The 23,609-nt window shown below is 42.1% G+C and carries 20 protein-coding genes; 4 read left to right on the top strand and 16 right to left on the bottom strand.

What is annotated here, in order from left to right; translation table 11 throughout:
• Position 1 precedes the first annotated feature (1 nt).
• The 9 genes from ATK78_RS01850 to ATK78_RS01810 form a co-directional block, all read right to left on the bottom strand.
• Positions 2 to 1,756 (bottom strand): ATP-binding protein, encoded by a 1,755-nt coding sequence (locus ATK78_RS01850; protein ID WP_133574353.1) that lies wholly within the window; start codon positions 1,754 to 1,756, stop codon positions 2 to 4.
• Positions 1,757 to 1,947: 191 nt separating this feature from the next.
• Complete coding sequence (locus ATK78_RS01845; protein WP_133575249.1) at positions 1,948 to 3,078, bottom strand: sensor protein KdpD; 1,131 nt, start codon at positions 3,076 to 3,078, stop codon at positions 1,948 to 1,950.
• 176 nt (positions 3,079 to 3,254) lie between these two features.
• Positions 3,255 to 4,325, bottom strand: coding sequence for a porin (locus ATK78_RS01840; RefSeq protein ID WP_133574352.1), 1,071 nt, complete (start codon positions 4,323 to 4,325; stop codon positions 3,255 to 3,257).
• 126 nt (positions 4,326 to 4,451) lie between these two features.
• Positions 4,452 to 5,018, bottom strand: coding sequence for a K(+)-transporting ATPase subunit C (locus ATK78_RS01835; protein ID WP_133574351.1), 567 nt, complete (start codon positions 5,016 to 5,018; stop codon positions 4,452 to 4,454).
• A gap of 18 nt (positions 5,019 to 5,036) precedes the next feature.
• Positions 5,037 to 7,067 (bottom strand): potassium-transporting ATPase subunit KdpB, encoded by a 2,031-nt coding sequence (gene kdpB, locus ATK78_RS01830; protein ID WP_133574350.1) that lies wholly within the window; start codon positions 7,065 to 7,067, stop codon positions 5,037 to 5,039.
• Between the two features lie 6 nt (positions 7,068 to 7,073).
• Positions 7,074 to 8,792, bottom strand: coding sequence for a potassium-transporting ATPase subunit KdpA (kdpA, locus tag ATK78_RS01825; RefSeq protein WP_133574349.1), 1,719 nt, complete (start codon positions 8,790 to 8,792; stop codon positions 7,074 to 7,076).
• Positions 8,793 to 8,804: 12 nt separating this feature from the next.
• Positions 8,805 to 8,882: a K(+)-transporting ATPase subunit F gene (gene kdpF / locus ATK78_RS01820; protein ID WP_133575248.1), complete on the bottom strand. Its 78-nt coding sequence runs from the start codon at positions 8,880 to 8,882 to the stop codon at positions 8,805 to 8,807.
• 296 nt (positions 8,883 to 9,178) lie between these two features.
• On the bottom strand, positions 9,179 to 10,423 hold the full coding sequence (locus ATK78_RS01815) for a M20/M25/M40 family metallo-hydrolase (RefSeq protein ID WP_133574348.1): 1,245 nt from the start codon (positions 10,421 to 10,423) through the stop codon (positions 9,179 to 9,181).
• A gap of 21 nt (positions 10,424 to 10,444) precedes the next feature.
• Positions 10,445 to 11,059 carry a GNAT family N-acetyltransferase gene (locus tag ATK78_RS01810; RefSeq protein ID WP_166664798.1) on the bottom strand — a complete coding sequence of 205 codons (615 nt, stop codon included), beginning with the start codon at positions 11,057 to 11,059 and terminating at the stop codon, positions 10,445 to 10,447.
• Positions 11,060 to 11,366: 307 nt separating this feature from the next.
• On the opposite strand from ATK78_RS01810, the gene ATK78_RS01805 reads away from it, so the two are divergent.
• From ATK78_RS01805 to ATK78_RS01795, 3 genes are all read left to right on the top strand, one after another.
• On the top strand, positions 11,367 to 12,644 hold the full coding sequence (locus tag ATK78_RS01805; RefSeq protein ID WP_133574347.1) for a TlpA family protein disulfide reductase: 1,278 nt from the start codon (positions 11,367 to 11,369) through the stop codon (positions 12,642 to 12,644).
• A gap of 71 nt (positions 12,645 to 12,715) precedes the next feature.
• Positions 12,716 to 14,176 (top strand): sensor histidine kinase, encoded by a 1,461-nt coding sequence (locus tag ATK78_RS01800; protein ID WP_133574346.1) that lies wholly within the window; start codon positions 12,716 to 12,718, stop codon positions 14,174 to 14,176.
• A complete protein-coding gene (locus ATK78_RS01795; RefSeq protein WP_133574345.1) occupies positions 14,177 to 14,929 on the top strand; it encodes a LytR/AlgR family response regulator transcription factor in 753 nt (250 codons plus the stop codon).
• 28 nt (positions 14,930 to 14,957) lie between these two features.
• Here the strand turns inward: ATK78_RS01795 and ATK78_RS01790 are convergent, their stop codons facing one another.
• Positions 14,958 to 15,380, bottom strand: coding sequence for a DUF2846 domain-containing protein (locus ATK78_RS01790; RefSeq protein WP_133574344.1), 423 nt, complete (start codon positions 15,378 to 15,380; stop codon positions 14,958 to 14,960).
• A gap of 109 nt (positions 15,381 to 15,489) precedes the next feature.
• Here ATK78_RS01790 and ATK78_RS01785 point away from each other — a divergent pair, with 109 nt between their 5' ends.
• Entirely contained in the window at positions 15,490 to 16,176 is a 687-nt protein-coding gene (locus ATK78_RS01785) for a hypothetical protein (protein WP_133574343.1), read from the top strand.
• 22 nt (positions 16,177 to 16,198) lie between these two features.
• On the opposite strand, the gene ATK78_RS01780 is transcribed toward ATK78_RS01785, so the two are convergent.
• The 6 genes from ATK78_RS01780 to ATK78_RS01755 all read right to left on the bottom strand — a co-directional run bounded on the left by ATK78_RS01780 (position 16,199) and on the right by ATK78_RS01755 (position 23,607).
• Positions 16,199 to 16,987 carry a carbonic anhydrase family protein gene (locus ATK78_RS01780; protein ID WP_133574342.1) on the bottom strand — a complete coding sequence of 263 codons (789 nt, stop codon included), beginning with the start codon at positions 16,985 to 16,987 and terminating at the stop codon, positions 16,199 to 16,201.
• Between the two features lie 27 nt (positions 16,988 to 17,014).
• The gene (locus ATK78_RS01775) at positions 17,015 to 17,545 is read right to left on the bottom strand and encodes a porin family protein (protein WP_133574341.1); all 531 of its coding nucleotides are present in this window, start codon (positions 17,543 to 17,545) and stop codon (positions 17,015 to 17,017) included.
• Positions 17,546 to 17,569: 24 nt separating this feature from the next.
• The gene (locus ATK78_RS01770) at positions 17,570 to 18,424 is read right to left on the bottom strand and encodes a hypothetical protein (protein ID WP_133574340.1); all 855 of its coding nucleotides are present in this window, start codon (positions 18,422 to 18,424) and stop codon (positions 17,570 to 17,572) included.
• 61 nt (positions 18,425 to 18,485) lie between these two features.
• The gene (locus tag ATK78_RS01765) at positions 18,486 to 20,969 is read right to left on the bottom strand and encodes a mechanosensitive ion channel domain-containing protein (RefSeq protein WP_243732409.1); all 2,484 of its coding nucleotides are present in this window, start codon (positions 20,967 to 20,969) and stop codon (positions 18,486 to 18,488) included.
• Positions 20,970 to 21,049: 80 nt separating this feature from the next.
• Positions 21,050 to 21,952: an oxidoreductase gene (locus tag ATK78_RS01760; RefSeq protein ID WP_133574339.1), complete on the bottom strand. Its 903-nt coding sequence runs from the start codon at positions 21,950 to 21,952 to the stop codon at positions 21,050 to 21,052.
• A gap of 134 nt (positions 21,953 to 22,086) precedes the next feature.
• Positions 22,087 to 23,607: a serine hydrolase domain-containing protein gene (locus ATK78_RS01755; protein WP_133574338.1), complete on the bottom strand. Its 1,521-nt coding sequence runs from the start codon at positions 23,605 to 23,607 to the stop codon at positions 22,087 to 22,089.
• Positions 23,608 to 23,609: the final 2 nt, after the last annotated feature.

The following is a 23,609-nucleotide window of genomic DNA, read 5'->3' as shown; positions in this document are numbered from 1 at the left end:
CTTATTCAACTATGGGAAGCAGGAAACAGAACCTGCTTCCTTCGCCTATCGCACTCTCTACCCAGATCTTTCCGCCTTCGGCTTCAATAAAGTCCCTGGATATGGCCAGACCAAGACCAGAGCCCGATTTATTATTGCCATCAGTAGGTACCTGGAAATAGCGGTCAAACAAACGCTTCTGGTATTTTTCATCAATCCCCTTACCAAAATCCCGCACAGAGAACTCCATGTTATCTCCAATTTCTGTAATCTGGATCATTACCTTAGATTTCTCCGGACTATACCGAAGTGCATTGGATAAGAAATTAACCAGCACCCAGGCTGTTTTTTCAGTATCCACATTTACCTTAGGCAAATTGTTCTTACTGATCAGTTCCAGCTCGATGGACTTCTGTTCTGCCTGAAAACGTACGGCATCCATGGCGTAAATTGCAATCTTACGTGGGTCGGATTTCACAAAATTCAATTGCAGGTTTCCCGTTTCCACCTGGGCAAGGTCCAGCAGCTCACTGGTAATCTTCAGCAGCCGTCCGCAATCTTCCTTAATGTGCTGCACAAGCTCTTTCTGTTCCGGGTTCATACTTCCTACACGCTCATCATCCATCAGCTTCAAACTCATTTTAATCGACGAGATCGGTGTTTTCAGTTCGTGTGAAACCGTGGCAATGAAGTTGGTTTTGGCCTCATCCAGTTCCTTATACCTGGTAATATTTTTAAGGATGTATACCTCTCCTGCAGTTTTTCGGGTTTCCCGCATCACCTGCTCCTGCTGGTCTTCCCAGGCAGGAACCATGATCTCCCTGCGTTCCAGCTGGAAGTAAGATTCTTTACCGTCGGCATAGATCTTCATCGGCTTATCGCTGCTGTTAATTTGCAGCATCCTGTTCAGCAGATCATTCTTTTTCATCAGCTCAATGACATCCGACCCAATAACATCCTGTTCATTTAAATTCAGGAGCTGACTGGCTACATGATTCAAAAACAAGATCTCTTTTTTTTCATTGAGACCAATGATCGCATCCTGCATCTGTTCAATGATCGCCTCAATCCTTAATTTCTCCGATTGCAGTTTGGCCAGGTTGCTGTTTTCCCATTTATTAAGCAGGGCTGCCATCGCATTGAATTCTTTCGCCAATTCAGCAAATTCATCCGTACCATTAAACTCCAAACGCTGTTTATAGTTTTTCCTGCTAATCTCTTTGATCGCTTCAGAAAACTCCCTTAAAGGATTGGCTACAAAACCCGGAAAGTTTACCACAAAGGAGAACAGGACCAGGAAGCACATGGAAGCCGCAAAGATCAGGTAGGTTGCAGCCTGCTCAACGCCAAGCTGTGCAGCATCGTTCTTTCTCACAATGGCATCCATGTTCAAATCATCTATAGCCCTTAGCAATTTCCTTGCGTTAGCAAGAGCAGCTGCTTTTACTTCAACAGAAGCCAATGGATCAGTCATTTGCTTAAAAGATTTCTTCAGCATCTCTACCGCCTTTTGCTCACCAGGTTCTGTAATGTTCTTTTCTTCGAGCAGCAATTGTTCCGCAAATTGCCTTTCGCTATCAGGAGCCAGCGGTATGGCATGGTCTTCGAGAACAGCACGCATCTTTCCGCTGTATTTTAAACTCTTATAATTATCCTTTAAAACCACCTTTGCACTCACCGAGATCCGGTTCATATAATAAAGGGACAACCCTCCAAAAATGAGGACAACCAGGAATAAGAATCCGAATCCCAGGCGCAGTTTAGTTTTTATTTTCATCTGTATATACTTAATTTTAATCAAAAAAAATCGTGATGGTGTTTGAGAGGCCTAAAAAAATCGTTTCGCTTCATAATTATAGTTCGTTGTCAACGCGCTCAAACGCTCTCAAATGCTCTTGCTTCTCAAACGTTCAACGTTCTCAACGTTCTCAACGTTCTCGGCGTTCTCGGCGTTCTCAGTTGCTGGCGTTAGGAAAGGATGACAAGGTCAGTTTCTGTTTCAGAGATCTTTTTTAAAAGTTTATTAAATATGGCCGTCCGCATAATCACCTGGAACAGGTTAAGGTGGGGTTTACCGATGCAAATCGTGGTCACTTCCTTCTCCGCAGCAATCCTTGTGATGGTATCGGTAACATCTTCACTTTTCACTTTCAGTACTTCAGCACCAAGCTCTGTAGCCAGTTTAAAATTATTGATCAGGTGCCGCTGCAGGTCAAGCTTAATCCGGTCACCACCTTCCTGGCTTCTTTGCACATAAAGCACGATCCATGGAGAACGGTAATAAGAGGCCAGCCTTGCTGTTTTACGGATAATGATCTTTGCCGTCTGGTGGTTGGTAGAAATACATGCCAGGAACTTCTCCGGGCGCAACTTGATCTGTTTGGGTACTTCTACATTTATTTTCCGTTCCAGATGGTGCGCCACTTCTTTGAGTGCAAGCTCACGCAGCTGCAAGATCCTTTCCGGCTGGAAGAAGTTATTGAGTGCCCGCTCAATTTTTGAACGGTCATAGATCTTGCCCGCTTTCAACCGGTCTATCAACTCATCAGCCGTCAGATCGATATTAACAATTTCATCAGCCGTCTCCAGGATCTTGTCTGTTATCCGCTCTGTAATTGGAATGCCGGTAATGGTCTCAATTTCCTCGTTCATGCTTTCCAGATGCTGGATATTTACCGCAGAGATCACACTGATGCCAGCATCCAGAATATCGGCCACATCCTGCCAGCGCTTGCCATTCTTGCTGCCCTCTATATTGGTATGGGCCAGTTCATCGACAATCACTACCTCGGGATGCAAATTGATGATTGCCTGCACATCCATTTCTTCAAGTTCCTTACCTTTATAAAAGATCTTTCTTCTCTCAATAAGCGGAATCCCATGTAAAAGGGCATGCGTTTCTTCCCGGTTGTGTGTTTCAATATAGCCGATCTGTATGTCAATGCCATTCTTCAACAGTGCATGGGCTTCCTGCAGCATCCTGTAGGTCTTCCCTACACCTGCACTCATGCCGATATACACCTTAAATTTTCCTCTTCTGGATTTTTTAACCAGGTCAAGGAACTTTTTTACAGATCCTGCTTTATCGTCTTCTTCCATCATCTATTTAATTTACCATTTTAATATAACATATCCATTATGGGTTAAGTACCATAACCCAAATGCAAATATTCCAGCAGTAAGCAGAAGTAATACCTTCATTTTCATTCTTTTAAGCAGTTATGGGACTTACATGAAATCATGCAAATCCCATAGGTTAAACCTTAATTAAACAACTAGAACGAAACTGCGATACTTGCTGTTACTGCCGCGTTGTTGTCAACCGGGTTAAAGTTCCTTACAAAGATCTCATCCTTGCTGCTGTACATCTTACCTTCCAGCCTCAATACTGCGTTGCTAATTGGTGCATAGTCAATATTTAAAGAATAACCAGTGGTTTTAAAGCCATTTGGTGTACCAGTGCCAATAAATACACCGTTCTTATCTTCATAATATTCAACTCTTCCGGACATGGCCCATTTGCTGCTGAACTTATATTGGGCAATGGCAACCGGTGACAATACTTCATTGCGGTCGTCACTTCCCTTTTCTTTTTGCTGGGTTCCGTAATCAAATCCTACCGTTACACCAAATTGGTCTGTAACCTGGAATATACCATACACGTTATGGTACAAACGTCTTACACGGATAGAATCAGCACCTTCGGTTCCCAGATAATTGCTGTAATTTACAGTGATCTTACCAGTTGGCTTCCAGGTTAGCTGAACACCTCCTGCAGGCTGGCTGTTCCCGTTCTGACGGGTCATTCTTTGCCATCCATTCAAATAAAATGCAGCAGCAGTAAATTTCCCGTCAGTTGTTCCGTAGGTGATCTTTGCGCCCGACTCATAATACGGGGTATTTTCAGAAGATATATTCCTGGTCAGTACCCAGCAGTCTTTAGAAATCGCGCTTTCAAAACCAATATGTGAAGAGAAGATCCCTGCATCCAGCCATAGGTTGGCAGTTTTGGAAAGTTTCACACCAGCATTGGCTTCAAAGATGTTTTTCAATACACCAGGTTCAGCGGCAAGATTGGCATTGGCATAAGTACCCGCCATTACAGCCAGGTTTGCCCGGATCATTCCATTTTCGTAGCTGCCCTTAATAAAGCCAAGGTTCAGGTTCATCTCATTGTGACGGTTATGCGAATAGATAAACCCAGGTCTGTTGTTGTCGGCCGGTTTATTAAAATCATAACCGAAATAAGTTTCCAGATAACCGGTTACTTTGATCTTAGGTTCTTCCTGTCCATAGGCAATAGAACCTGTGGTTAATGCGGCAGCTAATACTAATAGTTTTTTCATATATTTATTGTAATTATTTTTTTAAATAAGATTCCGGTCCGTTGAGCTGCCTGTTCCTGAGGTCGGCAAACGCTAATGGGTCAGGCAGCGGTCCGGAATTCATTGTGATGAGGATTATATTCTTTTTTATTTCTTTAATTCGTCCAGGGCAAGGTTCAGTTTCAACACGTTAACCGACGAAGGACCGAACAGTCCGAACAATGGGCCTTGTGTATTTTTAACGACCAGTTCGGCCACTGTTTTTTCATCCAGTTTACGGTAAGCAGCAATCCTTTTGATCTGGATGATTGCACCCTGCTCAGAGATGTTCGGATCAAGTCCGCTGCCTGATGCAGTAACCATATCCGCAGGGATATCCGCTTTTTTCAACGAAGGATTGTATTTCAGCAACGTATCAATGCGGTCAGAAACCTGCTGCAGGTAATCCGGATTGGATGGCCCTTTATTTGAACCTGCAGAACCTGCTGCATTATAACCCACGGCGGATGGTCTGCCCCAAAAATATTCAGCCTGGGTAAAGGACTGGCCAAGCAATGCATAGCCCACAACTTTTCCATTTTTAGTGATCTTCTCACCTCCACCGTTACCTTTAGAAAATCCGCCGGCAAACGCAACAATTAATGGATAGATTACGCACAGCAGTACCATTAAGACTGCAGTTAAGCGTATAGATTGTAATATGTACTTTTTCATAACTTTAATTTTAAATGCTTAAACGAATAAGCCGACCAGTAAATCAATTATTTTGATCCCAATAAATGGGGCAACAACACCACCTACCCCATAAATCAGCAGGTTTCTGCGCAATAGTGCACTCGCACCAATCGCTTTATATTCCACGCCTTTCAGCGCCAGGGGGATCAGGATCGGAATGATGATCGCATTGAAGATCACGGCAGAAAGAATTGCACTCTCCGGAGAATGAAGTCCCATAATGTTTAAACTCTGCAATGCCGGGATAGATCCAATAAACAAGGCCGGTACAATCGCAAAATACTTGGCCACATCATTGGCAATAGAGAACGTAGTCAGTGTACCCCTGGTAATCAACAGCTGTTTACCAATCTCCACAATCTCGATCAGCTTGGTTGGGTCATTGTCCAGATCTACCATATTACCAGCTTCTTTTGCGGCTTGTGTACCACTGTTCATGGCCACGCCAACATCTGCCTGGGCAAGAGCCGGAGCATCATTGGTACCGTCACCCATCATGGCAACCAGTTTACCCATAGCCTGCTCTTCTTTGATGTAATTCATTTTATCCTCAGGCTTAGCCTCCGCAATAAAATCGTCCACACCTGCTTTCTCTGCAATAAATTTAGCAGTCAGCGGGTTATCTCCGGTAACCATCACCGTTTTCACACCCATTTTACGGAGACGCTCAAAACGTTCACTGATGCCCGGTTTAATGATATCCTGCAATTCGATCACGCCCATCGTTTTTTCGTTAACGGCAACCACAAGCGGGGTACCGCCATTGTTAGAGATGGCCTTAACCTGATCTTCTGTTTCTACAGGAAACGGGTTTCCCGCTTTTAATACCATATTCCGGATGGAATCAAACGCACCTTTACGCGTTCTTTTGCCATCTAAAGTATCCAAACCGCTGGAACGGGTTTCTGCAGTAAACTTGATGAAGGTAGATCCTGCCGGTGCAGGCATTACTTTATAGTCCTGCGTAATGGCCAGTTCCAATATAGATTTACCCTCAGGGGTTTCATCAGCAAGAGAACTCATCACACAAGCATCAATAAAATCCTTAGTATCTATGCCAGGAGCCGGGTAAAAGTTGGTCGCCTTACGGTTACCAATCGTAATCGTACCTGTTTTATCCAATAGCAATACGTCAATATCACCAGCAGTTTCTACCGCCTTACCAGATTTGGTAATCACATTGGCCCTTAATGCCCGGTCCATCCCCGCAATACCAATGGCCGATAACAGGCCACCGATAGTTGTGGGAATCAAACAAACAAAGAGCGATATTAGCGCAGCAATCGTAATTGGCGTATTTGCATAGTTTGCAAATGGTTTTAAGGTTACACATACAATGATAAATACCAGGGTAAAACTCGCCAGTAAGATCGTAAGCGCAATCTCATTTGGTGTTTTCTGGCGTGATGCACCCTCTACAAGCGCAATCATCTTATCCAGAAAGCTTTCACCAGGCTGGGTATTCACCTGAACTTTAATCTGGTCAGAAAGTACTTTTGTACCACCTGTAACCGACGATTTATCACCGCCAGACTCCCGGATCACCGGAGCAGATTCACCGGTAATGGCCGATTCATCAATGGTAGCAATCCCTTCAATGATTTCCCCATCAGTTGGAATCGTGTCACCAGCTTCACAGATAAAGACATCGCCTTTTTTAAGCAGGCTGGATGAGCGGATCTCGGTTTTACCATCTGCCAAAACTACTTTGGCAGGGGTTTCTTCCCTCGTTTTTCTTAACGAATCGGCTTGTGCCTTTCCCCTGGCCTCAGCAATGGCCTCCGCGAAATTCGCAAAGAGAACCGTCAGCAATAAGACCAGGAAAATAACAAAGTTATATATAGGAGATCCCTCTCCGGTATGGCTGATCGAGTATACCGTAACATAAGCCATAATGACCGTACCGATCTCTACGGTAAACATGACCGGGTTTTTGATCATTACCCTGGGGTCAAGTTTGATGAAGGATTGTTTTAGTGCAGTTTGCACTAAAGCAGGTTCAAATAATTTATTTGATGAAGATTTCATGGTAATCTATTTAAGCATGGTAAAATATTCTGCCAGCGGGCCTAAAGCCAGGGCAGGGAAATAAGAAAGGGCATTCAATACAATGATCACGGCAAAAGTCATCAGACCGAAAGTCAAAGTATCTGTTTTAAGTGTTCCCGCAGATTCAGGAATGTATTTTTTAGCACCAAGCAAACCTGCAATGGCAACCGGGCCAATGATCGGCAGGAAACGCCCGATCAGCAGGACGAAGCCCGTTAATACGTTCCAGAAAATGTTGTTATCGCCCAAGCCTTCAAAACCAGATCCGTTATTGGCATTCGAAGAAGTTACTTCGTAAAGCATTTCTGAAAACCCATGAAAGCCCGGATTATTTAACCAGTTTTGAGGTTGTACCGCCCAGTCGGCCGCACCATGACTTGTAAACACATAACTGGCAATCGCAGTACCGGCCAAAATCAGAAACGGACTAAGCAAGGTAATCAGCGCTGCAATTTTCACTTCCCGTGCTTCCACCTTATGTCCAAGAAACTCCGGTGTTCTTCCCACCATTAATCCGGATATAAATACCGCAATGATCAGGTAAATAAAATAGTTTAGTATCCCAACACCACAGCCTCCATAAAACGAGTTGATCATCATGCCCAATAACTGCCAGGTTCCGGTTAGCGGCATGGTACTGTCGTGCATGTTGTTTACAGAACCTGTTGATATAATCGTTGTCACCGTACTCCAGTAGCCGGATATCGCTGGCCCGAAACGAACTTCTTTACCTTCCATGGCACCTGTAGTCTGAGAGATTCCCATTTTTGCTAATGCAGGATTACCACCCAATTCAGAACTTACCGTCGGGATCAGGAGCAGGAACATCCCTATGGTCATCACGCCAAAGATGATCCAGGCCAGTTTTCTGCGTCTGATAAATATCCCGAATGCAATCACCATGGCAATGGGAATGATCACCTGGGCAATCAGTTCCACAGAATTGGTAAGGTAGTTCGGATTTTCCAATGGATGTGCAGAGTTCACGCCAAACCATCCGCCGCCGTTAGTACCTAAATGTTTGATGGCGATCATACCTGCCGCAGGTCCTCTTGATACATTAACCGTATCACCCTGAACAGAAATAAACTGGTCTTTGGCTTCATAACTTGTTGGGGTTCCGTTAAAGGCCAGGATAAGCGCAACAACCAGCGACAATGGTAATAACAGCCTGGTAATTGATTTTACAAAAAAGTCCCAGAAGTTACCCAGTTTAACGGTGGTCTTATCTCTAAATGCTTTAAAGAATACCACTGCTGAAGCAATCCCAGTGGCACAGCTTACAAACATCAGGAACATCATCACCACGTGCTGGGTTAAATAGGTCACGCCGCTTTCACCAGAGTAGTGCTGCAAATCGCAGTTCACTACAAAACTGATGACCGTGTTGAAGGAAAGATCCGGTGTCATTCCAGGATTTCCATCTGGGTTTAACGGCAATTTATCCTGGTATATCAGGACAAAAAAACCGTAGACCAACCAAACCAGGTTGATGGTGAGAAGCGCTTTCATATGCTGCTTCCAGTTCATCTCCTCTTTCGGGTTAATTCCGGAAAGCTTAAAGATTCCGGATTCAAGAGGTTTTAAAAAGTCTGTCCAGACTTTTTCTCCGGCAAATACCTTAGCCAGGTACTTGCCCAGCGGAATAGCAATTACGAGCGTAAGCGCGTAAGTGGCTATAATTCCAAGTAATTCTGTGTTCATGGTGGTGTTTAATTAAAATTTTTCGGGTTTAATCAGCACGTAGATCATATAAATGAAAACGGCGACTGCGATAATGAATAATGCGATCATAACTTTTAGATTTTTTCGAACCAGTCGATGGATTTGTAAACTACCCAGCAGAGTATCAGCAGGGCCAGAAATAATACGATTGTTAACATGATATATTTAAATTTATAATCCGCCTGTTCCAATCTATATGCCACCAACAACCAACAAACACACAAATAGCTTATTATCAAACAATTACGGTCAATAAAAATAAAAACAACCTTTTTTGAATGATAAAAACCCTTCCATTTTGGAAGGGTTTTTATCATATTGGAACTGCCGGAAAGAATTTTTAGAGAATTGCAGCTACACAATTATTACAGATGATTGTGCTGAGCTTCGTGAGTATTCAGGGCAAGTTTGTGATCGACATTGACACATTCAAGACGTTCGATACGTTCAATGTTCTCAATACGCTCAACGCTTTCGATACTTTTAGTGTTCCCAACGTTCTCGTCGCTCTTGACGCGCTCAACGTTCTCAACGTTCTCAACGCTCTCAAGATGTGGAATTATAGATTCCAGAAGATCTGTATAAATGGTAATCCCATCGCTGATCTCAGCAAGGTAAATGAATTCATCGGCGGTATGGGAACGTGCCGATTCACCGGGTCCCATTTTTATGGATGGCATTTCCAGCCAGCCCTGGTCAGAACTGGTTGGCGACATATACGTTTTTCTGCCGATGGCAATACCTGCTTTCACCATGGGATGCACAAGGTCGATTGAAGAGGGCGTCAGTATATTGGGACGAAGGGTGGTATCGCAGAAAGTATGATTTTTAATGGTGTTGACAATTTCCTTGACATTATAGCTGTGGTCAAATCTGATGTCAACGGTAAAGCTGCACTCTCCCGGAACAATGTTGTGCTGCAAACCGGCACTGATTTGGGTGACCGTCATCTTTACCGGGTTCGGCTGATTCTCCTCTATCGGGAAAACATAGGTTGAAAACCAGTGGATATCTCTGATGGCTTTATAGATTGCATTGTCCCCTTCTTCCCGCGCCGCATGTCCCGATCGACCTGTAGAAACACAATCCAATACCATTGATCCTTTTTCAGCAATGGCCATCTGCATATTTGTAGGTTCACCCACAATGGCAAAAGAGATGGCCATCAAGTCATCCAGTATACATTTTATGCCCTTCTGTCCGGAGTTCTCTTCTTCGGCAGTGGCCGCCAGACAAAGATTATACGGAAGGTCTTTACGTTCATAAAAGTAAAGAAAGGCAGAGATGAGCGAAACGAGGGAGCCTCCGGTGTCGTTACTTCCAAGACCATAGAGCTTTCCGTCTTTAATGATTGGGTTAAAAGGGTCATTGGTGTATTGTGAGTTCGGTTTAACCGTATCCAGGTGTGAGTTAAGCAGAATGATTGGTTTTACCGGGTCAAAATGCTTATTGTAACACCAGATGTTGTTGAATTTTCGGATGGTAACTACACCGTTCTCATTTAAAAACGATTCTACCAGATCTGCTGCTAAATTTTCTTCTCCACTAAAGGAACGGATCTTAATTAATTTTCCAAGCAGTACTACCGCTTGTTCATATAACTTTTTCATCGTATATTTTTTAAAGGTTGACTATTCATTGATGGCTTTTTGAAGTGCATACCGTTGAGAGAGATCATGTCCGGGAAGGATACTGTGGTTAACAGAGACCAAAGGGTCAAAGAGCATCGCAGTACACAGGCAGTTGCATTTGTTCTTACGTTCCAGGATGTCATAGTTGGGGCAGCTTTTACAGCCTTCCCAAAACAGTACATCATGGGTAATTTCCGGGAAAGCTACAGGCAGAAAGCCCAACTGGGCATTCATTTTCATCACTGCGGTTCCAGAGGTAATGCTAAAAATCTTTGCGTCAGGGTACATTCTCCTGGAAATCCTGAATACACGGTCCTTTATGGATTTGGCCACGCCAGAATTGCGGTACTCTGGGGCAACGATCAGGCCGGAGTTGGAAACAAACTTTCCATCTTCCCAGGCATCGAAATAAGAGAAACCTACCCATTTACCAGTGCTGGTTAAGGCGATGACCGCTTTACCAGCGCGCATTTTTTGTGCAACAGATTCCGGTGTACGTTTCGCAATCCCGGTTCCCCTGGCAATGGCCGAGGCAGCTGTTTCACGAATTATTTCGTCAACGTATTTGATATCATTTATGGTAGCAATACGCACAAATATCATTTGATTGTTCATGTTTTTGAATCTTGATTAGCCCGCGTGGTTCAAAAGCAAAGCCACAATCAAAATATGATTACTAAACAGCCCTGAACACTTCAAAAAGGCTAATAAAATATTTACAAGCTATAAATTAGCCCTATCGCACCCTATCAAAATGGTAAGGTTAATTTCATTTTGATGAACCTGTATGTTCCAAATTCACACCCGGATCACCCATCTTCACATCAACACATCTTTCTTAGCTGCACTGCATTTAATTTTGACCTCAATGATCAACCAATAAAATCACACAAGCCATTAAGGCACCAAAGAAAGAAAAGATATGAAAACGATAACAACATTATGGTTCATGATGATGATCTGCGTCGCATGGAATGCAAATGCTCAAAACACCGAAACATTGGCAAGCAGAATGAAATCTATGGCCGCTGAAAAAGATCCGGAAAAAAGCAGGACTGCCATGAACCGCATCATAAAAGATTTTAAGCTGGACACGATAAAAGATGCAGCCCATATTGATATCATGAACGGTGAAGTAGCCCTATCCTATCTCCATAACGGAGCTTTTCCAAAGTTTGAAACCTATATCCAGCAGATCAAAAACAAGTTTAATCAAACCAGTTTTATGAATATGGGATCCGACATCTTATTCAGGAGTGGAGCACATCGGCATTATACAGAAATTTTAGCCAAAGAAACAGTAGGGCTATACGATTCTTATAAAAATGATCCAACAGCCAGACCAGCAGATTTCCCTGTAGAAGACTGGAACCGGTTTATGAGGATGGCCGCATACCCTTATTATCAGAGTTATGCCGAAATTCTTCATGCCAATGGCAAAGACGAGCTGGCCTTTTTTTACATCAGCAAAGCATTAAAAGATCATCAAGTGGAAGAGCTCATGCCACAGTCAATAGCACTTTATACCACACTTCTGGAATCCGTTGGACAAGAAGACAAAGCATATGACCTCTTGCTAAAGATGGCAAAAATTGGAAAGTCGAGTTTAGCGATGAATGATCAGCTTAAAAAGCTGATTATCAAAAGAACAGGCAGCGAAGACAGTACATCCATTTTTTTAGATGCGCTTCAAAAAAACATCAGTAAGACACTCAAAGCAGAAACCGCAAAGAAAATGATTGCCAACCAGGAAGCACCCAATTTCAGTTTGACGGATCTGAGCGGAAAACGTGTAACCCTGGCCGATCTGCAAGGAAAGATCGTAGTCATTGATTTTTGGGCTACCTGGTGCGCTCCGTGCATCGCTTCTATGCCGGCCATGCAGAAACTGAGCAGTCAGCACCCTGAAGTGGTATTCCTATTCATCGCGACCGGCGAGAATGGAACGGATGCTGAAGCAAGAGCACGTGTAAGTACCTATGTTAAAAAGAATAAATTCCCCATGCATGTGCTAATGGATAACTATCTAACTGATCATAAAAGGTTCCAGGCCGCAGCTGCCTATAAGCTGACAGGCATCCCTGCAAAGATCGTGATCGACAGGCATGGCAATCTTAGATTTTCAACAAATGGGTTCACAACAGATACAGAAGTAATCAACGAACTGGAAGCTATGATCGCGATTGCCAAAGAACAATAAGTGTCTGTACAAGGATATTAACTTATATTGCATTGGAGATAAGAAGCCACAATCAATTACCCGGAACAAGAATGAAACGTAAACGATATCTGCCAGCCCTATTCTTTATCAGCTATTTTAGTTGTGTTTATGGCCAGCAGTCAAATGAATCAGCACCATCATATCTGCACTTTGAAGCTGCAGGATTGCCCGGTAATCAAATTAAAGAAATCTCACAAGGAAAAAATGTTACTGTCTATACGGTTGGGGGCAGTTTAAATATCTATCCAACAAGCGCGCTCCATAACATGTACCCTAAATTTTACACCCGGGCATACTTTAAACAAAGTAATTTTTACGGTAAGCCGGCACAGTCCAAAATAACAGAATTCGCTTTAAAGGGAAATAGCTCTTCTATTTATTTACTTCCCGCACAAGAAGCCTCAGTGGATATACTGGACAAAAATACCAATACTTTATTGACGAGGTATATCATTAAAAGACCCGGGATGATACCCGAAATTAAGTTGCGCAGCCAGAAAGACAAAAGTAGCCAGCCCTTACACATTTCATCTTCCGCTGATCACAAGGGTGAACTTAGCCTATCGCCGGGAGAACCATTAGAAATCGATGTTGCCGCGCGAACCGATTTTAAAGATCTGGAAGTGGAATACACGTTGGTAAACTTAAAAACAAAGCGTTCCGAATATCAGATTAGCAAAACCGGCTTTAAACCTTTAAAGTTAGCCGCGAATACAGAATATGAATGGAGGTTTAATTATGTGCTGCAAAAAGAAAGTGTACGCCTTATTTATATCCGGGTAAAACCCTATTGGTATCAATCCACGATCACTTATATGGTTCTATTGATCGTGTTCGTAGCCACAGGCTTTTTATTGGTGACGCTATTCTTTAAAAACAAACTCAAATCATCAGAAAAGAAACAGCAAAAAATGGAAGCAGCAGCAATCAGATTACAATCCCTGCTCAATCCACATTTCACATTCAATGCGCTCAGTTCCATACAGGGTCTGATGAATACCGATCGTATTGACGAGGCAAACCAATATTTACAGGAATTCAGTTTTTTACTAAGAAAAACACTGGCCAATAGCCAGCATGTTTTTAATAGTCTTGATCAGGAACTTGAAATGATGCGCACCTATATCCACCTGGAAGCGTTGCGCTTCAATTTCTCCTGGAATATAGAGATCTCTGCAAAACTCAGCACATCCGATATAGAAATACCTACATTGCTCCTTCAGCCATTAATCGAAAATGCCATCAAACACGGTCTGTCCCCTCTTGGCGATAAAGGGCAACTGTTCATTGTTTGTAAACCAGGTCAAAAAAAGGATACTTTTGTAATTGTAGTGGGGGATAATGGAACATGGCTGGATAAAAAATCCGATTCAGGATATGGCCTTTCATTGACAGCAGAAAGAATACTTGCGATCAATAAAATCAAAGAAGAACAAGCAATCGTTCTTGATTTCAATAAAGAATCAGGTACAGAAGCTATTTTAACATTTCATAACTGGATAAATAATTAAATGATAAGCGCAATAATTGTTGATGATGAATCCATCAATATAAACAACTTAAAGGCCTTGCTTACCCGCCATTGCAAAGAGATCGATGTGGTAGCCACAGCCCTGTCGGCCGCTGAAGCAAGCGCACAAATCTTGAACCTTAAGCCTGATGTAGTCTTTCTTGATATTGAGATGCCCGGAGAAAATGGTTTTGATCTTTTAAGGTCGTTTAAAGATCCTGAATTTGATGTGGTCTTCGTAACCGCTTATGATGCTTACGGGATTATGGCTATCAAATTTTCGGCGCTGGACTACCTGCTAAAGCCAATTAATATTACAGAACTTAAAAGCACTGTGGACAGGATCCAGCAATCGGTAGCTACCAAAAAACAAAACTCCAGATTGAACAACCTCTTTCAATTATTAGATAAGAGATCTTCAGATGATAACCAGAAAATAGCGTTACCAACACTGAAAGAAACTTACCTGGTGCTGGTCAAAGATATTGTCAGATGTGAATCTTCAAATAATTATACGACATTCTTTCTAACTAGCGGACTGGAACATCTCATTTCTAAACCCCTGTACGAGTACGATGAATTATTAAGTCCTTACGGTTTTATACGTTGTCATCAATCTCACCTGGTCAATAAAATACATGTAACAAGTATTCTCAATGAAGATTCAGGATACCTGATTATGAACTACACCGGTCGAAAGATACCTATATCAAAACAAAGAAGAAGTTCAATCAAGGTGCTGCTAAAAATGTAATCCTAACTATTGCTCTTCAAAATGGTATTTATTTCTTTTTCTTTGAGGGCAGACATTCTTTAGTCGCTGCTACTTTTTTCAATAATTCCTGGGCCGAGGATTCAACGGATTCCTGAAGATAAATATTAGGTCCGTTCACAACGATCAGATAATTATTCTTATCGGCAGCAACATTGATCTTTAACGGCCTTGATTTGGTATGGCTGGATATTCCCGTATTCCGAACAGATACCGTATGTTCCCCAGCCGCAATACTGTGTGAAGAATACCGCTTATTTTTTAAATTACACACCAATATATCGTCAATATACACCTTATAGGCCACCATAGATCCTACACTGTTTGTAGAACGGATAAAATAAACCTGGCCATTCTCCTGCGACTGGAAAGCAGTGAATACAAAACTGGTAGCTGCTGCGATCAATAAACCTGTTAAAATTTTTAATTTCATAATATAGGGTTGTTTAGACTGTTACCTTAAAGCTATTGTTTTTCCGTTAATAATTAAAATATTGATAACTTTATTGAGAAAAATAGGTTAAAAGCAAAACTCACCCCCTATGAAAAAACTATTCTTACTAACCTTTCTAAATCTATCAGTGCTGGTGTCGTCCGCACAAAAATCTGTAGTGCTTGACGCCTTTAAGAAACACGGTATTGATCCTTCCATTCTCGACCCAGCATCCAAAGAATGGCCTCAGAACTATAAGTTTGATTATAAATATACTTCGGTAACGGGAGACAAGGAAAAAATTACATTAGCCAAATTTGATCCATCAAAACCAAAAGAAGAACAGTGGACCGTAATCTCCGTAAAAGGTAAAAAACCCAGTACATCGGACATTAAGTCATTTCGTAAAAATCAAAGTAAGTCTCCCGTAAGCGCAAAGACAGACGAACGTACTTACAAGATTGAAAAGGAGAATGCAGAATACCTGGTGATTACCTACAAACAAGATCCCGCCTCCCTTCCTGCCGAAGCATTATTTATGAAAGATTGCAAGCTTTATATGATCATTAACCTCAAAACCAAAAGACTGGAAAAGCTGCAGTCACTCAATGAAAAACCGCTAAAAATCAAAATTTTCAATGCAGAAAAACTGGATCTGGTCGTTAAATTTACTTACAATGAACAGGAAAAACGCTACTTCACAGTAAGCGAAGATTTGAATCTGATGGTGAAATTTCTTGGCCAGCTCGCCCCTATGGAAACCATATCAGAATACTCGAATTATAAAAAGATCTGATTAAGAACCAACTAAGTGTAGTTTAGAGAAACTGAACGATTCCGGTACTGAGCTCATAATAGGCCCCAACAATCTTTATTTCTCCTTTGGCCTCCATTTCTTTTAAGATCGGGCTTTTAGCTCTTATCGTTTCTATGGTTTGCAAGACATTGTTTTTTGCAACGTATTCAACGAACTTGTCATTCTTAGCCGTCTTTTCTCCCCTAAAATCCCGGGAAATGGCTACAGCAGGCTTTATTTTTTTAAGCATTGCCGTGATATTTCCCATTTTCACATCGTCAATCGCCGCCTTTATGGCTCCACAAGACTCATGGCCTATAATCAATACCAGCTTCGCCCCTGAAACCTTGCAGCCATATTCTATACTGCCGAGCAAGTCTTCATTGACAAAATTACCAGCAACCCGGCCCACAAAAAGATCGCCTATCCCCTTATCAAAAATATCAGCCACAGGTACCCTGCTATCCAAACAGGAAATGACTACAGCCTTAGGATATTGTCCCTTTAAGGCATTCCGAACCATTACCGAATGGTCACGGGCAGTCAGGTCGTTTTCAACATAGCGTTTATTGCCTTCCTTTAACCGCTGGATCACCAGGTCTGGAGTTAATGCACGCTGCTCCGCCGCAGTCAATACCTTTTCTCTTAAAGGCTTTTGATGAAGTTCAATAACCGTATCTGCAGAAGCACCGTACGTATTAACGGGTGTATTTGCATTCTGGCAGGAACTAATTAATATGATGATGCCGGCAATGACCGGAATTTGCCGGATCCTCAGACCAGCATATTCCCCGTAAATTTCTGAGATCATAGTGATATCCGTTAAACTATGACAATACTACAATGCAAAATTATAGCCCAGGCGAATGCCGACAAACCGGATAATATAAGTATCGTCATCCCCTTCCGAGCTTTGATACCTCACATCAAGTTCAAGATCCTTAAAGATATAACCTGCGGTAAGCGCCCAGCCAAACGCAGTCTGGTTCGCACTTGCAGATCCACCAAGTCCTGACCCTGCAATCCGGTTAAAGGAAACTCCAGCCTGTGTTTCCAGGATGACCCCGCTAAGATTGGCCCGGTAACCAGCATATACAGGTAAGGCCGAATAATGTGCAGATGTACTTGAAGACAGGCCCTTGACAGCAAATCTATTGTAACCAGCTTCAATGGTCAAATATTGGGGCTTACTGCTAAATCCATACATTCCCTTAAGTGCTCCACCAAAGCCAGTTTTAACCACATCAGAAAGATCGGATGTAGGAATAGCCGCCTGTCCGGATAATTGTAAAAAATTGCTTCCCTTTTGAGCGAGTGTAACTAAAGGAAAAATTAAAAAAAGTGTCAGGATGACTAAAATTTGCTTCATGGTCTTTGATTTATAGGGTTTAGATTATTTTCTGTAAATGGGACTTCTTTTGAGCAAATACTCCAGCGGACTACTGTAGGAACCATCTGTACTACTTAAAAATGCCTTATGTGTTTGATTATAGATACTGGCATTATTATCCATATAAATATGCAGGCCTACAGAAACATCATAACGCTGCACGGCATTGCTGGAACTTGAACCATAAGAAGAGATTCCCTTAAGATCCTTATCCCCGTCTCTTTTAATTTTTGTGTTTGAAGCATCAGTGGTAGAACTGGTTTGATAGCCTTTATTCTGTGTAACTACACCATCTACCACATATTCAACACCCAGGATATCACAGATTTCCTTCATTGTGAAGTTCATCATTTTATCCCTGGTTACGCCTCCTTTACTTAAAAGTGCATTAGTCGTCCTGGGATCAAGGATCGTATAACCGGCAGCATGCTGCGATAAGAACCCATAGGTATCCTCTTGTGCCTTATAACCAATTGCATCTGCGCCCGGTTGATTGTCCATTAAATAGGTAAATGGCAGGATGGCAATTTTATTGTGGTGATCAGCAGGAGAAGCAGACATGCTTACCTGGTCTTTCAGCCGGTTCTCGGAAGGAAGGTTTTGGGATCCGAACGCTTCTACCCTGCCGCTGGAATGGACAATCTTAGCGATCTCGGATTTTTTAATCACGTATTCAGCAGTTTCACCAGTATAAATGAAGGTAACATCGTTGTCCGTAATCCGGATCACTTTACCCTTCATTTCTTCACCATTAACTTTTTGAATAAGGTCTGGTTTCGTGTTATTTGCGGTCTGGGCAGAAAGGTTTGCGGAAATTAAGCTCAAGCTTAAAATAAAGAAGGCATAAATTTTTTTCATAGGATGATATTTAGATATAACAAATATAAAAGATTTAGCTATTGACGGTATGAATAGCCGATTATTTGTTCTCTTTATTTTCAGCGTTATCTATATGGTGAATATGTACGTCATGCTGACGGAAGGGGATGGCAATATTGTTAATTTTGAACCCTGTAGTGATTGCCATGATGAGATCACTTTTTACAACAAAAGAATCCTTTAGGCTTTTTGTCCAGAAAAAGATCCTCAAATCAATAGAACTATCATTAAAGTGCTCGTATTGTACAACCGACTGGGGATTTTTCATGACACGTGGTTCTTCATCCAGGATACCAATGAGCAAGGCTTTTGCCTTTTCGAGGTCAGTATCATAAGCGATACCGATTACAATTGACATCCTGCGGCGGCTGCCTCCGAGCGACCAGTTGGTTAGATGGGAATTTAAAAGGTCTCCATTGGGCATCACTACATCCGCACCATCCCAGGTAGAAATTACGCTGCTGCGAAAACCTATTGATTTCATGGTGCCGGCCTGTCCGTCAACTTCAACCACATCGCCAACATTTACAGGTTTTTCAAAAGCGATAATCAATCCGCTAACCAAATTGTTAACCAGTGCCTGCAATCCAAAACCGATACCTACGCCCAAAGCGCCTAAAACAATAGTAATCCTGTCCAGCGGAATACCTGCCGCAGCAACAGCCAGGAAAAGACCAATGCTCAAAATAGAAATTCTGATGAGCAGTAACCAGCTGCCAATTCCCTGAATGTTGTGTTTCTCGTCCTTGCCAGATAGCAAGTGTTTATCTGAAGCAAAAAATGAAACGATTTTGGAGGTGATAACCGCTATTCCCATAATGGCGATAAACAATAACAGACTATTTATGGTAAAGGTATAATCACCTACGACCCGGTTTCTTCCAAAAAACTCCCTTAAAGGCCCGGCGATATAATCAAAGCCTGCAAAGTTGCGCCCAAATAAAACGACCCATCCAAAAATCAAAAGAAAATAGAATAAGACCGGTAATTTCTGGCCCACTTTATTAAAGTTCAGATAAAAAAGCTTAAGGTCCTGCTTCGTATACACATTAAAGGCAAGAAATAAGCCTTCATTAATCAACCGAATCGTCCATAGAAAGAGGATAGCAATTACTACATTCAAGTATCCACTGATCAATAAGGCTTTGGAAAGATTATACCGGCCAAAAACATTGGCCAGTGCAGCACCAAGTTCGAGTACAACCATAAGCCCTATAGCAATTAAGATCAGCTTTTCCCGGAGTTCTTCCTTGCGTCCCTTCAATAAGATCACACTTCCTGTAATAGTGCCCAATAGCGATAAAATAAGCATGAAAATTCGTTCCGTACGGGAAGCCTGAAGAATCAGGTTGTCAAAGGCGGTAATTAAAAATAAGCTTACCATGATCAGCCAGACATTCATCCAGTAACGCACAATAAACTTATGGAACATAATGGTGAGGCTAATACATCCAAGGATCCAGAAAATTACACTTAAAATGAACGGAGGAGAAAAAAACAGGAACTGGAATAGATTAATGGTAATGAGCAGCGCAGAGGCAAGCGGATAGCGCAGCACAAGCTGTCCTTCAAAATCTGCCGTTATGAGCTTATTCTCCAAATAAATTTTCTTCAGTGAACGCAGGTAAACAAAAGCGGTAATGACCAGCAGGAAAAGAACAACCAGCTTTCCAATGTTATTCTGAATATAGAACACGAGTGTAAGTAAACCCTTTGCCTTGGCCTGGGCCAATATTTCCTTAAACGGCCTGTAATAACCTACCTCGCCCCAAATGTTTTCAAATTCTCTTTTAAATATATTTTCAGCCATAGCACTCTGATGGCCTTCAATTTCTTCCAGACTCGTCTGTAAATTGAATACCTGCATGTTCACCTGGTTCAGAAGACCTTGTACCGTATGACTGGATTGTTTCAGCGCACTGTCCACCGGATGAACCTCGTAGGCAACCACAACAAGCTGCTGCATGTAGGTTCTCAGTACCGCTGAATCAATTGAAAATTTAAACAGTGCCGGTACGCTGAGCAGGGAATCCAGCTGGTAACGGAAGCTGGTCAGTTCCTGCTGATGGAGATCAAGCCTGGTTTTACGGTCAATCGCCTTACTAAGCAATTCGTTGAGTATTTTTGAAGTAGCTGTTAAATTTCTAAAGGTCTGCGATGTTCCTTTACCAGTCAGTACGCCGTCGCCCGCAATGGCAAAGTCTTTTTGGATTATCGCAAGCTGAGCCCTGGTACCGGCAGTATCTACACTGGTCCTGAGATAGCTTTTTGCACGCTGCATGGTCTTTTTAATCTCATCCAGTGTTTTATTTTGCTCAATTGTAGCTTTGTCGGCATTGAATTCCTCGGCACTCTCCTTTGCCGACTTCCTGGCAAAAGCTTGCATCCTGGTCACAAAATCTATTTTTTCCCTGGACACAACAGTATCGGATGCTGAAGAATCTGTCGTTTGTGCAAAGCCCTGGAAGCAGATGATTAATAGGACAAAAAATAACAGGATTCGGGAATAAGTAGTATTTCTCATTTTAATAAGGCAAGCAGACCCTATAAATTTAATAATATCTTTATTAAAGAGAAATAAATTTCAATATCCTACGCTCATCATCACTTATCTTTAGGAAATATCCCCTTTTGAGACAAGAACTTTCTTCCTTCGTCCGAGCCAAACATATCAGAAGCGTCATCATGATCTGTAGATCTGCTTACCGGAAGCCATTTTTCAAATTCAGCTTTTCTGCGTTCATCGGCACTTTTTAAAATAGTAGCTGCTTCGCTGCCAAGCACCAAATGAACAGGAGGTTCAGGATGAGCCACCAGGTCAACCATTACCTGGGCAGCTTTATCAGGATCTCCTACCGGTACAAAGTGTCCGGATTGCAGGTATTGTTTAATACCGCCAACGCTTTCCTCATATCCTTCAATATCTTCCGCAAAACTCATAGACGCACCTGCCCAATCGGTACGAAAACCACCTGGCTCTATAGAAGTGACCTTGATTCCTAAAGGAGCTACTTCCTTACTTAGTGCTTCAGAAAAACCAGACAAACCAAATTTAGCAGCCTGGTACATGCTTAGTCCCGCATTACCAACCCTGCCGCCAACTGAGCTAATTTGCAGGATATGTCCCGAACGTTGTTTACGCATACCCGGTAAAACAGCACGCGTCACTTCAATTGGTGCATACAGGTTTACTTCCAGCTGACTGCGTACCTGTTCATTTGTAAAAGCTTCGGCAGCTCCGGTAATGCCAAATCCGGCATTGTTTACCAGCACATCAATTCTTCCAAAATGCGCCAAAGCCTGCACTACAGCGGTGTGGATCTGAAGATGATCACTTACGTCTAATGGTAATGCGAGCATCTGATCAGGGAATTTTTCTGCCAAATTATTTAACTGTTCCGGGTTTCTTGCGGTAGCCACCACATAATCACCACTTTCTAAAACTGCTGCTGTCAGGCTTTTGCCCAATCCTTTGGAACTGCCTGTAATAAACCATACTTTTTTCATGTCTTTTTTTAAACAAAGATCGCCCGCAATTCAAGAAACTGTTTTGTTGAAAAGCCCTAAGTTCGTTTGTCAAAAAGCCCGGCCCCAACTATACACATCATGATTTCAATCGCAATTTTGGTTAAACAATCTGATTATAATTTCTTCAAAAGACGTTCTAACGCAGTTATAGCATATTTATCATTTGCATTTACGGCAATTGCTTTTCTATACATCATAACCGCCTCATTGTTTTTTTCGATTTGTTCCAAGCCCAGGCCATAACTGTAGTAAGGAAAAGAATTTGCAGGGTCTATCAACGTAAGTAGCTTCAGTGTTTCCAGACCCTCTTTCCTATGCCCCTGATTCAGCAGTAGATGACCTGCATAATCCATTTCCTGAACATTTAGATAGTAATTCAGGGTATCTGACTTTAATTCATTAAATTGACAAATTGCGAAGTCTATATCTTTTGCAGTAAGTGCCCTTCCGTATAATTTGGCAAGTGATCTTTTAAGTGGTATCAGAGGCTTTCTGTTTAAGATATAAAAAGCATTGAGTGCGGTGTTGTTCAATCCATAACTCCCCGCATTATCGAACATCACCAGGGTTTGGCGCGTACTGAGATTTCTGATAAAAACGGTGACGATACCTGCATGTTTCCCCGTATGGAGTACCATTTTTTCGGCGGGATTTGTTTCCAGTATAAACCAACCGAGGCCAAAACGGGTTTGTCCCAACCAAGGTTCCGGCATCGCATATTCACCATTATTTAATTTTATTGGTGTGAATGCTTCCTTCATGGTAGACTGACTGAGTAACGTACCAGAATACAGGGCCTGATCAAACAAAAATAAGTCACGCGTATCGCTAGCAACCAATCCCGGGCCCAACAACGCACCTGAAATCTGCGAAAACTGTATATGTGTCCGCATCGTATCCGCAAGATATAAACTTGTAGAAAAGAAATCAGACGTAGCATAATTCTCCACACGGTTTGTATCTTTTACCGGCGCACTTAACGAATTGATGTAAGTATGAAACATACCTGCAGGCTTCCAAATATATTTGGTTAAATATTTTTCAAATGCCAATCCGCTCACTTTTTCCACTATCGATGCTAAAAGCGCCATTCCCGGACTAGAATAACTCCATTTTTCTCCAGGTTCAAATAGCAATCTGCCAAACTTTATTATACCCGGAATAACATCCTTATTGGTAAGTATCCGATGCGGGTCATCTGTATAATAGGGATCAAAGATTTGAAAATCGGGCAACCCTGAAGTGTGTGTCAGCAAGTGCCGGATCCTAATATTTGGATATGGAAAGTCTGGAAGGTACTTAATTACAAGATCTTCCAGTTTGATCCGGCCGGCCTCCTTCAATTGCAATACTGCAACCGCTGTAAAAAGCTTGCTCACAGAACCTAAGTCCGAACGCGAAGATGTTGTATTGGCAATTTTCCTCTCCAAATTTGCAAACCCAAATGCCTGTTGATAGACAATATTGCCATTTTCGGCAATAAGTACATTTCCATTAAACATTCCTCCTTTATTGCGCATCGTAAAAAGGCTGTCAAGACGAACCGATCTTGTTTGCGCAAATGCAGTTGCACCGTACACCATTAAAATGACCTTGATGCCTATAACTATCGCCAATTTCCTATAATCTTTCATGA

The organism is Pedobacter metabolipauper (assembly GCF_004362715.1).
In the GTDB taxonomy this organism is placed as follows: Bacteria; Bacteroidota; Bacteroidia; order Sphingobacteriales; family Sphingobacteriaceae; genus Pedobacter; species Pedobacter metabolipauper.
This window is presented reverse-complemented; position numbering and strand designations above follow the sequence as displayed.

Excerpts from the sequence above, each read along its gene's own strand:
- ATK78_RS01850 (WP_133574353.1), bottom strand. The coding sequence starts at position 1,756 with ATGAAAATAAAAACTAAACTGCGCCTGGGATTCGGATTCTTATTCCTG.
- ATK78_RS01845 (WP_133575249.1), bottom strand. The coding sequence starts at position 3,078 with ATGGAAGAAGACGATAAAGCAGGATCTGTAAAAAAGTTCCTTGACCTG.
- ATK78_RS01840 (WP_133574352.1), bottom strand. The coding sequence starts at position 4,325 with ATGAAAAAACTATTAGTATTAGCTGCCGCATTAACCACAGGTTCTATT.
- ATK78_RS01835 (WP_133574351.1), bottom strand. The coding sequence starts at position 5,018 with ATGAAAAAGTACATATTACAATCTATACGCTTAACTGCAGTCTTAATG.
- kdpB (WP_133574350.1), bottom strand. The coding sequence starts at position 7,067 with ATGAAATCTTCATCAAATAAATTATTTGAACCTGCTTTAGTGCAAACT.
- kdpA (WP_133574349.1), bottom strand. The coding sequence starts at position 8,792 with ATGAACACAGAATTACTTGGAATTATAGCCACTTACGCGCTTACGCTC.
- kdpF (WP_133575248.1), bottom strand. The coding sequence starts at position 8,882 with ATGATCGCATTATTCATTATCGCAGTCGCCGTTTTCATTTATATGATC.
- ATK78_RS01815 (WP_133574348.1), bottom strand. The coding sequence starts at position 10,423 with ATGAAAAAGTTATATGAACAAGCGGTAGTACTGCTTGGAAAATTAATT.
- ATK78_RS01810 (WP_166664798.1), bottom strand. The coding sequence starts at position 11,059 with ATGAACAATCAAATGATATTTGTGCGTATTGCTACCATAAATGATATC.
- ATK78_RS01805 (WP_133574347.1), top strand. The coding sequence starts at position 11,367 with ATGAAAACGATAACAACATTATGGTTCATGATGATGATCTGCGTCGCA.
- ATK78_RS01800 (WP_133574346.1), top strand. The coding sequence starts at position 12,716 with ATGAAACGTAAACGATATCTGCCAGCCCTATTCTTTATCAGCTATTTT.
- ATK78_RS01795 (WP_133574345.1), top strand. The coding sequence starts at position 14,177 with ATGATAAGCGCAATAATTGTTGATGATGAATCCATCAATATAAACAAC.
- ATK78_RS01790 (WP_133574344.1), bottom strand. The coding sequence starts at position 15,380 with ATGAAATTAAAAATTTTAACAGGTTTATTGATCGCAGCAGCTACCAGT.
- ATK78_RS01785 (WP_133574343.1), top strand. The coding sequence starts at position 15,490 with ATGAAAAAACTATTCTTACTAACCTTTCTAAATCTATCAGTGCTGGTG.
- ATK78_RS01780 (WP_133574342.1), bottom strand. The coding sequence starts at position 16,987 with ATGATCTCAGAAATTTACGGGGAATATGCTGGTCTGAGGATCCGGCAA.
- ATK78_RS01775 (WP_133574341.1), bottom strand. The coding sequence starts at position 17,545 with ATGAAGCAAATTTTAGTCATCCTGACACTTTTTTTAATTTTTCCTTTA.
- ATK78_RS01770 (WP_133574340.1), bottom strand. The coding sequence starts at position 18,424 with ATGAAAAAAATTTATGCCTTCTTTATTTTAAGCTTGAGCTTAATTTCC.
- ATK78_RS01765 (WP_243732409.1), bottom strand. The coding sequence starts at position 20,969 with ATGAGAAATACTACTTATTCCCGAATCCTGTTATTTTTTGTCCTATTA.
- ATK78_RS01760 (WP_133574339.1), bottom strand. The coding sequence starts at position 21,952 with ATGAAAAAAGTATGGTTTATTACAGGCAGTTCCAAAGGATTGGGCAAA.
- ATK78_RS01755 (WP_133574338.1), bottom strand. The coding sequence starts at position 23,607 with ATGAAAGATTATAGGAAATTGGCGATAGTTATAGGCATCAAGGTCATT.